Here is a 10616-nt window from a genome sequence, read left to right as displayed (position 1 = left end):
ACGTGGCGGGACCGGGGGCGGCCATGCGGCGCGGCGCTCGGCCGTTTCGGATCGGCTGAGCCGCAGCCAGCTCCTGCGTCCGATGGGCGGCCCCGCCACGTCGCTGCGCGAGATTTCCATCGTGATCGGCTTTATCAATCATCCGCTGCTTCTGCGCGAAGCCTTCGACTATCTGGCGGACCTCGAACTCTCGGGCGGCGATCTGGAGCGGCTGCGCTCGGCGGTGATCGATGTCTACGCCGACGAATTGCACCATTCGCGTGAAGAACTGCTGGCGGCGATCGAGCGCCAGGGGCTGCTTCCCGTCTTCGAAGGGTTCGAAAGCCAATTGCGCCTCGTCAGGCTCTGGCCGGTTCTCGCCCAAGCTGCCCTGGAGGATGCGCGCGAAGCCGTGCGGCAGGCCCTTCACTTGCATCACAAATTTCGCTCGCTACATAGGGAACTGAAAGCGGCGGAACAGGCGCTGGCGGTCGAAGGGGATGAGCTTGCTTATGCCCAGGTCATTGAAATCAAACGCGAGATCGACAATCTAGCGGGAACCGAGGCCTTGATCGACGGGTTTGGCGTCTTGTCGGGACGACCCGCGAAGGGAATCTGATCGTCCGGTTGATCCGATCGGGCGTTTTTTCGCTTATGGGAAATGCCGATTAATTTTCGTCGAGGTCCTGTCAGGTCTTGACTTGTCGGGGCGAAGGCACAAACACCGCCCGGACGTGTCGAAACGAAGTGTCGGACAGACGGTCGCCCTCTTTGGATGGCGGAATCGATGAGGTCGTTGGTCGCCGCGCCATTCTATGGTTAAGCGATTCTTTACGGCAGGCGTTTATGAGCATGGGAAACGGTGGCGATTCCCATCCGCTCATCGACCGCGTGAATTGGAGATGAATGCGCATGGCGACAAAGGTCAAGGAAGGCGAGATGGCCGTCGAAGAGCGTCAGGAGACGCCTGACAGTCCTCTGCTCGACCTGTCGGACGATGCCGTCAAGAAGATGATCAAGGCCGCCAAGAAGCGCGGCTTTGTCAGCATGGACAAATTGAACTCCGTGCTGTCGGCGGAAGACGTCACGTCCGAGCAGATCGAAGACCTGATGGCCATGCTCAGCGACATGGGCATCAATGTCGTGGAAGACGAGGAAGGCGAGGAGACCGAGGAGAAGGAGACCGAGGAAAGCGGCTCGACCGAACTCGCCGAGGTCAGCAACAACGCCGTCGCCACGGCCACCCGCAAGGAATCCTCCGACCGCACCGACGATCCCGTGCGCATGTATCTGCGCGAGATGGGGTCCGTCGAGCTTCTGTCGCGCGAGGGCGAAATCGCCATCGCCAAGCGCATCGAGGCCGGCCGCGAGACGATGATCGCCGGCCTGTGCGAGAGCCCACTGACGTTCCAGGCCATCATCATCTGGCGCGAGGAGCTGAACGAGGGCAACATCATGTTGCGCGAGATCGTCGATCTCGAAGCGACCTATGCCGGCCCCGAAGCCAAGATGCCGACCGCCGCACCGATGGAAGGCGCCGAGCCGGCCATCCCCGGCGCGCGCCCCGATGGCGAGATGAATCCGGGCGAGGAAGAGGACGACGAGGACGACCTCGAGAACTCGCTGTCGCTGGCGGCCATGGAAGCGGAAATCCGTCCGCAGGTCATGGAGACCTTCGACGCGATCGCCGAGAACTACAAGCGCCTGCGCAAGTTGCAGGATCAGCAGGTCGAGAACCGCCTGGCCGCGCAGGGCACCCTGTCGCAGAGCCAGGAGCGGTCCTACAACAAGCTGAAGGAAGACCTGATCACGGCAGTGAAGTCGCTGTCGCTCAACCAGAACCGCATCGACGCTCTGGTGGCGCAGCTCTACGACATCAACCGCCAGCTCGTCGGCAACGAAGGGCGCCTGCTGCGCCTGGCGGAGTCGCATGGCGTCAAGCGCGAAGAGTTCCTTCGCAGCTATCAGGGCACCGAGCTCGATCCGAACTGGATCCAGTCCATCGCCAATCTCTCGGGCAAGGGCTGGCTGAAATTCGTCCAGAACGAGCGCGAGAACATCAAGACCCTGCGTCAGGACATCCAGAGCCTCGCCACCATGACGGGCCTCGAGATCACCGAGTTCCGCCGCATCGTGCACATGGTGCAGAAGGGCGAGCGCGAGGCGCGTCAGGCGAAGAAGGAAATGGTCGAGGCCAATCTGCGCCTCGTCATCTCCATCGCCAAGAAATATACGAACCGCGGCCTTCAGTTCCTCGACCTCATTCAGGAAGGCAATATCGGCCTGATGAAGGCGGTCGATAAGTTCGAGTATCGGCGCGGCTACAAGTTCTCGACCTACGCGACCTGGTGGATTCGTCAGGCCATCACGCGCTCGATCGCCGATCAGGCGCGCACGATCCGCATCCCCGTGCACATGATCGAGACTATCAACAAGATCGTGCGCACCTCGCGCCAGATGCTTCACGAGATCGGCCGCGAGCCGACGCCGGAAGAGCTGGCCGAGAAGCTGGCCATGCCGCTCGAAAAGGTCCGCAAGGTCCTCAAGATCGCCAAGGAGCCGATCTCGCTCGAAACCCCGGTGGGCGACGAGGAGGATTCGCATCTCGGCGACTTCATCGAGGACAAGAACGCGATCCTGCCGATCGACGCGGCCATTCAGGCCAATCTGCGCGAGACGACGACCCGCGTTCTGGCCTCGCTGACGCCGCGCGAGGAGCGCGTTCTGCGGATGCGCTTCGGCATCGGCATGAACACGGACCACACGCTGGAAGAAGTCGGCCAGCAGTTCTCGGTGACGCGCGAGCGCATTCGCCAGATCGAGGCCAAGGCTCTGCGCAAGCTCAAGCACCCGAGCCGCTCGCGCAAGCTGCGCAGCTTCCTCGACAGCTGAGAATGGGCTTCGCCCCTCCAGACCCCACGCATTTGGAAAGGCGCCTTCGGGCGCCTTTCGTCGTTTCAGGGCGCTGCGCCCTGTGCCGCACGCGTCACGAGATGATCGTCAATGCAGAATGAATGGAAGATGAACGCCGTCTTCCTCTGGAGTTCATCTGCAAGGCACTAGAATGAAATCCAAAGCCGCCATCTGGCGGCTACCGGCTTCGGAGGTTGCCATGGTGTTTCGTCCCGTTCGTTCCGCGCTGATCGGCCTTGCTCTCGCAGGCGGTCTCTGGGCACCCGCTCAGGCCGCGCCTATCGATACGATGGGGTCTGTGCAGACCGTTCAATATTACGAAGGCGGCGGCCCGCGCGAATGGCATGGGCGCCATCACCGGCCCGACCGCGACTGGCGCGAGGGCCGGGGCTGGCGTGAGGAGCGTCATGGTCGTCGCGATGGCATGTGCCGGCCGGGGCTTGCCCTCAACAAAGCCGCCCGCATGGGCGTTCGTGGCGCGGATATCGTTCGCATGACCCCGCGAAGCGTGACGGTCGCCGGCTTCAAGCGGGGCCATCCCGTCGCGATCCGCTTCGCTCAGGTGGGCGGTTGCCCCGTGATCGGGATGCGCTGATCTCACGACATGAGATCAAATGAAGGGGGCGCCGCAAAGTCGGCGCCCCTTTTTGCGTGGTCAGTTCCGCATTTCGTAGACGATGCGAATGTCGGCGCGCACGGCGTTCTCCCCGATCTCCACCGGCACGCGCGGGCTGGGAGGCGCTGCCGCGAGTTTCATCTCGGCAAAGGGCATGGGCGGGGAGGGCTCGCGCCGGATCGCCCCGTCCTGAATGAGAAGCACGCGCCCGAGCTTCAGGCCGGACGCCTCGGCGAGAGTTTCCGCACGCGCTTTTGCGTCTGCGACGGCGAGACGCCGGGCCTCCTGCGTGGCTTCGGTGGGATTGTCGATCTCGAACTGGATGGAGCCGCCTTCGTTGACGCCGAGCGTCACGGCCTTGTCGAGAAGCGCCCCAAGCTTCGTGAGGTCGCGAACCTTGACCGAGAGTGTGTTGCGCACCTCGTAGCCGACGAGCTTGGGTGGGGCCTGGGGGCCGTCCTGTCGGTTGTCATACTGATATTGCGGCGAAATCTGGAACCCGGCCGTACGCAGGTCGCGCTTCTCGACGCCGAATTCCGACATGGCCGACGAGACGTCCCCGATCGCCTTGTTGACGTCTGCGAGCGCTTCGGCGGCCGTTGGCGCGTTCCTCATGACCGTGAGCTGGGTAACGGCGAGATCGGGCGCGCGATAGACCGTGCCCTCGCCATCGACTTCGATCCGGGACGGAGGGGCGGGGGGCGGCTCCTGCGCCAGAAGGGGCGCGGCGGTGGCAAGAAGCGCCGTGAGAGCCAGAGGGGTGAGCGACAGACGAGGACGAACCAAGATCGATCTCCATGCGAATCGGAACGTAAGCCTGACGCGTGAATGCGGCCAGAGCGTGCCTCGCTCGCCTGCCAGTCGAATGGTCGATCTCTTCGGGCTCCAACCTTCGAATAGCAAGCCGGGCGTGGAAATGCGGGGATCGCGGGCGCTTTGCCACTGACCTTACCCGGTCTTTCTCCTATCTGAGGCACGAAGGGCCGATCTGTTCGTTTCGGCCCGACTCATTTCAGGGATGCTCACATGAAGCGCTTGATCATGCTGGTGGCCACGGTCGCGATGCTGGCGACCTCGGCCTCGGCCGGCAGTCTCAAGGATATCGAAGCGGCCAAGCAGTTCCGCATCGGCACGGAAGGCACCTACGCGCCCTTCACCTATCATGACGCGTCCGGCGCGCTGGTCGGCTTCGATGTCGAGATCGGGCGCGCGGTGGCCAAGCGCCTTGGCGTCGAGCCCGTCTTCGTGGAAGGCAAGTGGGACGGGCTGATCGCGGGGCTCGCCGCCAACCGCTACGATGCTGTCATCAATCAGGTCGGCATCACGCCGGAGCGCCAAGCCCGCTTCGATTTTTCCGATCCTTATATCGTGTCGAAGGCCGTGCTGATCGTGAAGCAGGACGACGACGCCATCCGCTCCTTCGCCGATCTCAAGGGCAAACGCGCGGCGCAATCGCTGACCTCGAACTACGGCAAGCTTGCGGAAGCCGCAGGCGCGACGCTGGTCGGCACGGAAGGCTTCGACCAGTCGATCCAGCTGGTTCTGACCGGGCGCGCCGATGCGACGATCAACGACAATCTCTCCTTCCTCGACTTCAAGAAGCAGAAGCCCGACGCGCCGGTGAAGATCTCGGCGACGCAGGACGACGCCGCGGCCTCCGGCATCATCGTGCAGAAGGACAATCCGGACCTCGTCGCGGCGATCAACAAGGCGCTGGCCGAGATGAAGGCCGACGGCACCTACGAGGCCATCTCGCAAAAGTATTTTGGCGCCGACGTTTCGCGCTGAGCTGCGAAAGGGCGGACGCCTCGGTTTTCCGCTCTTTCGTTCCATAAGATGATCGACCATCAGGGGAGGCGGCCGAGCCGTCCCCGCATCGACGGGACCGACCGCCTTGCCGCCCTTCCTGCAACTCATGATCGAGTCCGCGCCCGCCCTGTTCTGGGGCGCGATGCGGTTCACCATCCCGCTGGCGATCCTCTCCTTCGCCCTCGGTCTCGCGCTCGGCTTTCTGACGGCCGTGGTGCGCCTGTTCGCGCCCGCGCCGGTGGCGGCCATCGCGCGCTTCTATGTCTGGTTCATTCGCGGCACGCCGCTTCTCGTGCAGCTTTTCGTTATCTTCTACGGCCTGCCGAGCGCGGGCATCCTGATCGACGCCTTTCCGGCGGCCTTGATCGGCTTCTCGCTTAGCGTCGGGGCCTATACGTCGGAAATCATCCGCGCCGCGCTGTCCTCCATTCCCAAGGGGCAATGGGAAGCAGCCTATTCGATCGGCATGACACAGGGCCAGGCGCTGCGCCGCACGATCGTGCCTCAGGCCGTACGGGTTGCGCTGCCGCCGCTCTCCAACAGCTTCATCTCGCTGGTGAAGGACACCTCGCTCGCCGCAGCCATCACCGTGCCGGAGATGTTCCAGCAGGCGCAGCGCATCGTCGCTGTGACTTATGAGCCGCTGATCCTCTATATCGAGGCCGCGCTCTTCTATCTCGTTCTGTCGTCCGTCCTTTCAGCCTTGCAGGCGCGCCTGGAGCGGCGCTTCTCGGGCCATGGCGGCCATTGGGAGAGCCGTCCGTGATCCGCCTTCGCGACATCGAAAAGAGCTTTTCGGGCAATCCCGTGCTGCGCAAGATCAGCCTCGATGTGCGGCCCGGCGCGGTTACGGCCCTGATCGGTCCATCGGGCAGCGGCAAGAGCACGCTTCTGCGCTGCCTCAATCTTCTCGAGACATCCGATGCCGGCCAGCTCGAGTTCGACGATGTGACGCTGCGTTTTGTCAAAGGCCAAGCGCTCGATAAGGCGAAGGTGCTCGCGGTCAGACGAATGACCGGCATGGTGTTCCAGAACTTCCAGCTGTTTCCGCATCGCACGGCCGTCGCCAATGTGATGGAAGGGCTGATCGTCGTGCAGAAATGGCCGACTGACAAGGCCCGAGCCCGGGCGCTGGCTCTGCTCGAGAAGGTGGGGCTGGCGGACAAGGCGGAGGCTTGGCCACTGACCCTATCGGGCGGGCAGCAACAGCGCGTCGCCATCGCGCGCGCGCTCGCGGCCTCACCCAAGCTGCTGCTCTGCGACGAGCCGACCTCCGCGCTTGATCCCGAACTCGCCGCCGAAGTGGTGGACGTCTTGGCCGCGCTGGCGCGCGAGGGCACGACCATGCTGATCGCCACGCATGATCTGCGCCTTGCCAACCGCATGGCCCAGCATGTCGCCTTCCTGCAGGACGGCGTCGTCGTGGAAGAGGGCACGCCAGCCGATGTGTTCGGCGCGCCGAAAGACGGGCGAACGATCCGGTTCGTGCGGACCTTGGGCGGTCATTCCACGGTCTGATCGTCGTCTAGGGCCGAAATGCAGCCCGGAAAGACCGGTGGGACGACGGACGGGCGTGAGGTGTCCAGCTTACACTACCATGGTTGACGAAAGGATCGGCATCAGGATTCTATCAAGCTTAACGTGTGCAGTGTAGGGCAAATATTTCCAATACCGTAAGCATAGCGGCATTCACTCAATTTACCCAATCGGCTTTTCATTCGTGTGAAAGAGCTTGAGGATGATGGTTCAGGACACGAAACCAACTGGTTTGGTTGCCCTTAGAACCATGATGTAGGTCTTTTCCTGCGTCAGTCGACTCGAGACCTTGTCCCATGCGCCGAACTGTGATCGCATTTCTTCTTCAAGCCGCGCTTCTTTCGGGAGCTGGCGCGCAGACCCTCGGCCTGGCGATGCCGCGGACGGACGATGCTTTCCGCGCGACGATCGCTCAGGGCGTCCGAAAGGCGACCGCCGACGCCGGTCTGCAACTCGACGTCAGCGATGCGCAGAACGACTCCAGGCTTCAAATCGAGAATGCGAAACGGCAGATCAAGGACGGTGTCTCGGCGCTGATCGTGCTGGGTCTCGACGGCGACGCCGAGATGGAGATCCGTGCCGCCGCTGCTGAAGCGCGGATCCCGCTCGTCTTCGTCAATCACGAGCCGCATCATGATCTACTGGACGGGCGCACCGTTTATGTCGGCTCGGAAGAAAGGGTCGCCGGAACGCTGCAAGGGCAGGAGGTCTGCCGGGTGCTGGGTGGCAAGGGGACGGCGGTCATCATGATCGGTGAACTGACCCATCCCGCAGCGAAAGCTCGAACTCGCTATGTTCGCGAAGTCCTCTCGACGCCCGAATGCAGTGGCATCGAAATCCAGGAGGAGCAAAGCGCGAATTGGGATACGGGCGAGGGCGAAGCCCTGATGCAGCTCTTTCTGGAGGGAGGGCTCAAGCCGGATGCGGTGATTGCCAACAATGATGCCATGGCCCTGGGCGCGGTCAACGCTCTCAAGAAGGCCAGACAGAAGGCTTTCGTCATCGGCGTCGATGCCATCGACCCGGCGCTGGACGCGCTCGTGAAGAAGGAACTCGACGCCACCGTGCTTCAGGACGGACCGGCGCAGGGGGCTCTCGCAGTGGATTTGGCGCGGCGCATGATGGCGGGTGAGACCGTCCCTCCGTTGAACTGGATCCCCTTCAAGCTTGTGCTGCCAGCGGACGCTCCCGCCCTGATCGCTCAGCGCGCTGGCCACTGATCCTCCCATTTTCGGAACCGCCCCCCCCCATGCGTATCAGCACCCGCCTCATCGGCTCCTTCGGCGCCGTTCTTCTTCTGACAGCCGCCACCGGCACGCTCGGCATTCGCTCGCTTTCGCAGGGAAGCGATCGGATGGGAGCCTTCGTGAATGGGCCCTTCGTGCGGAGCGCCAAGCTTGCGACGCTGCGAAACACGATCGCCGAGGCCCAGCAGATCGCCAGCAATACGATCGTCTCGAACGTCGACACTGAACTGAGCAATGGCCGCGCGCGCTATGACGAAACGTTTCGCCTTATCGGAACCAAGATCGACGAGTTTTCTCGCGCAGGTTCCACGATCCCGGCGGCGGAGATCGATGAGCTGAAGAACAAGATGACGCGCTTTGACGAGCAGGCGCGTCAGGCTATCGACCTAGCCGTGCGCAACGACTCCATCCGAGCCGGCGAGCTGGATCGCGATACAGTTCGGCCGCTGGGCGGACGTCTCGAACTCTCGATCGGATCGCTGCGCGACGAACTCGTGCTTCTGGATGGTCCCGAAGCCGCGATCACCGTGGCTGGGCAGCTTCGTGCCGAAGTTCCCACCTTGCGCCGCATCTACATTCGCGCCCTGTCGGAAACCGACGCCAAGGAACTCGATCGCCTCGCGGCGAAGGCCAAGGCGATCACAGAGCGGATCGATCAGAAGTTCGCTCGTATCCGGAAGGCGTTGGATATCGCAAAGCTTCAGCCCCCGGCTTTTCCGCGCGCGCTGGACTTGTGGACGAAATTGCAGGAACCGGGAGTCAAACTCGTTTCCTACGGCGTGTCCAATTCGACATACAAGGCAGGTCAGATCCTGCGGACGGAGATCACACCGCTCTTCTCGCAGATCCAAGCCGATCTGAATCGCTTCAAGGCGGTCGAATATCAGGCTGCGCAGGATGTGGTCGCGAGCGACGCGAGAGCTTTCGAAGAAACCCGGCTTCTGCTGCTGGGATTTGGGGCCGTCGCGGTATCGGTCGGCATTCTGGCCGCAGCCTGGATGGTTCGCTCCATCTCGCGTGGCCTGCGACGCGCGCTGGTCATGGCGGAAACGATCGGCTCGGGAGATCTGACGGCGCAAGCCGATATACAGCAACGTGATGAGTTCGGCCAGTTGCAGACGGCCCTGGGTACGATGACGCAGCGTCTGCGCGAGATCATCGGCGATGTCGCCCGTTCGGCCTCGAAAGTGACGGCGGGCTCCGCCCAATCCTCGTCCGCGGCCGAGCAATTATCGTCTGGCGCGGTGCAGCAGGCCGCAGCGTCCGAGGAGGCATCGGCGGCTATCGAGGAAATGGCGGCCAATATCCGCCAGAATGCGGAGAACGCCGGAACGACCGAGGCGATCGCATCCAAGGCGACCGGCGAAGCCGCCCGGACCGGCGAGGCCGTGTCGCGCTCGGTCGAAGCCATGCGGATCATCGCGGATCGTATCGCGGTGGTGCAGGAAATCGCTCGCCAGACCGACCTTCTGGCCCTGAACGCTGCCATCGAGGCCGCTCGCGCCGGGCAGCATGGAAAAGGGTTCGCCGTGGTTGCTTCGGAAGTCCGCAAGCTCGCGGAGCGTTCGCAGACCGCCGCCTCCGAGATCAGTACGCTGTCCGTCGATACGCTTCATGTGTCGGAAGAAGCGGGGCAGATGCTGGAGCGCCTGGTACCCGATATCCGGCGCACCTCGGAACTGGTCAGCGAAATTTCCGCTGCCTGCCGCGAACAGTCTGTTGGCATCGAGCAGATCAATCAGGCGATCATTCAGCTCGATCAGGTGACCCAAAGCAATTCCGGGGCGGCGACGCAGCTGGCGGCAACGGCCGAGCATCTCTCGGCCGAAGCGCGACATCTCGAAGAACGGGCGGGCTTCTTCAAGCTGGGCTCCGGCGGCGCAGCCGACACGGAACGGGGTACCCGAGCTGCGTCCAGCGCCGCCGAATCGCCCCGGAGCCAGCCGGCTCCCAAAGCGAGCGCACCGAGCCCCAAGGTGGTTCCCATGCCGGCCGAACCTACGCGTCCCAGTCGAGCGGCCAAGTCCGGGCTGGACATCGACCTCGACGGCGATTTCGAGCGCCTGAGCGCCTGACGACATCGAACGGTGTGGCGCGCCGCCTGACGAGAAACCGATGCGAGACGTAAAAGGGGAGGGGCGTCGCGCTGCTCCCCTTTCGTGTTTCAAGAAGCGAAGGTATCGCGGCTTCTCTGCGAACCCGCTCTCCGGGGGATCGGAGACCCTGGAAACGCGGGTGACGCATCGCGCCAGATCGCAGCGCGCGCAGCCAAGGCTTCACCCAGGCCATCGAGCCGTTTCGCTCCGAAGCCGATGCCATCGAAGACGCGGACTTTATGGCCGAAAAGCCCGCAAGATTCAGCCAGGATCGCCTTCGGTCGACGGATTCAAGTGCTCTCACGGGCGAGACGGTTGGCAGCATCGACCGCCCGTTACAACGTAATGCTCCCTTCTCCTATCCGCAGAGCCTGTCAGCGGACGTGCGCGGCACGCCGTTCGGTTTCTATTTATCAAGAA

8 protein-coding genes and 1 pseudogene are annotated in these 10616 nt (G+C 63.3%); 8 read left to right on the top strand and 1 reads right to left on the bottom strand.

Annotation, left to right across the window (positions count from 1 at the left end):
• From NS365_RS05930 to NS365_RS05920, 3 genes and pseudogenes are all read left to right on the top strand, one after another.
• A pseudogene (locus NS365_RS05930) lies at positions 1-598 on the top strand (DNA primase); the annotation flags it as partial.
• 293 nt (positions 599-891) lie between these two features.
• Positions 892-2871, top strand: coding sequence for an RNA polymerase sigma factor RpoD (gene rpoD, locus NS365_RS05925; RefSeq protein ID WP_058599365.1), 1980 nt, complete (start codon positions 892-894; stop codon positions 2869-2871).
• 172 nt (positions 2872-3043) lie between these two features.
• Complete coding sequence (locus tag NS365_RS05920) at positions 3044-3487, top strand: hypothetical protein (RefSeq protein ID WP_058599359.1); 444 nt, start codon at positions 3044-3046, stop codon at positions 3485-3487.
• Between the two features lie 60 nt (positions 3488-3547).
• Here NS365_RS05920 and NS365_RS05915 read toward each other — a convergent pair whose 3' ends face one another.
• On the bottom strand, positions 3548-4294 hold the full coding sequence (locus tag NS365_RS05915; RefSeq protein ID WP_244498374.1) for an SIMPL domain-containing protein: 747 nt from the start codon (positions 4292-4294) through the stop codon (positions 3548-3550).
• A gap of 240 nt (positions 4295-4534) precedes the next feature.
• Here NS365_RS05915 and NS365_RS05910 point away from each other — a divergent pair, with 240 nt between their 5' ends.
• The 5 genes from NS365_RS05910 to NS365_RS05890 all read left to right on the top strand — a co-directional run bounded on the left by NS365_RS05910 (position 4535) and on the right by NS365_RS05890 (position 10175).
• Positions 4535-5296 (top strand): amino acid ABC transporter substrate-binding protein, encoded by a 762-nt coding sequence (locus tag NS365_RS05910; RefSeq protein WP_058599358.1) that lies wholly within the window; start codon positions 4535-4537, stop codon positions 5294-5296.
• A gap of 106 nt (positions 5297-5402) precedes the next feature.
• Positions 5403-6083: an ABC transporter permease subunit gene (locus NS365_RS05905; RefSeq protein ID WP_058599357.1), complete on the top strand. Its 681-nt coding sequence runs from the start codon at positions 5403-5405 to the stop codon at positions 6081-6083.
• The gene (locus NS365_RS05900; RefSeq protein ID WP_058599356.1) at positions 6080-6835 is read left to right on the top strand and encodes an amino acid ABC transporter ATP-binding protein; all 756 of its coding nucleotides are present in this window, start codon (positions 6080-6082) and stop codon (positions 6833-6835) included. The genes NS365_RS05905 and NS365_RS05900 overlap by 4 nt, the downstream gene beginning before the upstream one ends.
• 314 nt (positions 6836-7149) lie before the next feature.
• A complete protein-coding gene (locus NS365_RS05895; RefSeq protein WP_058599355.1) occupies positions 7150-8073 on the top strand; it encodes a substrate-binding domain-containing protein in 924 nt (307 codons plus the stop codon).
• 29 nt (positions 8074-8102) lie between these two features.
• Positions 8103-10175 (top strand): HAMP domain-containing methyl-accepting chemotaxis protein, encoded by a 2073-nt coding sequence (locus NS365_RS05890; protein ID WP_058599354.1) that lies wholly within the window; start codon positions 8103-8105, stop codon positions 10173-10175.
• Positions 10176-10616: the final 441 nt, after the last annotated feature.

This window comes from Aureimonas ureilytica (genome assembly GCF_001475935.1).
Lineage (GTDB): Bacteria > Pseudomonadota > Alphaproteobacteria > Rhizobiales > Rhizobiaceae > Aureimonas > Aureimonas ureilytica_A.
Note: the sequence above shows the minus strand (reverse complement) of the source record. Positions and strands in the feature narration are given on the sequence as shown.

Bases quoted from the DNA above. Each gene is read 5' to 3' on its own strand.
- rpoD (WP_058599365.1), top strand. From the start codon at position 892: ATGGCGACAAAGGTCAAGGAAGGCGAGATGGCCGTCGAAGAGCGTCAG.
- NS365_RS05920 (WP_058599359.1), top strand. From the start codon at position 3,044: ATGAAATCCAAAGCCGCCATCTGGCGGCTACCGGCTTCGGAGGTTGCC.
- NS365_RS05910 (WP_058599358.1), top strand. From the start codon at position 4,535: ATGAAGCGCTTGATCATGCTGGTGGCCACGGTCGCGATGCTGGCGACC.
- NS365_RS05895 (WP_058599355.1), top strand. From the start codon at position 7,150: ATGCGCCGAACTGTGATCGCATTTCTTCTTCAAGCCGCGCTTCTTTCG.
- NS365_RS05890 (WP_058599354.1), top strand. From the start codon at position 8,103: ATGCGTATCAGCACCCGCCTCATCGGCTCCTTCGGCGCCGTTCTTCTT.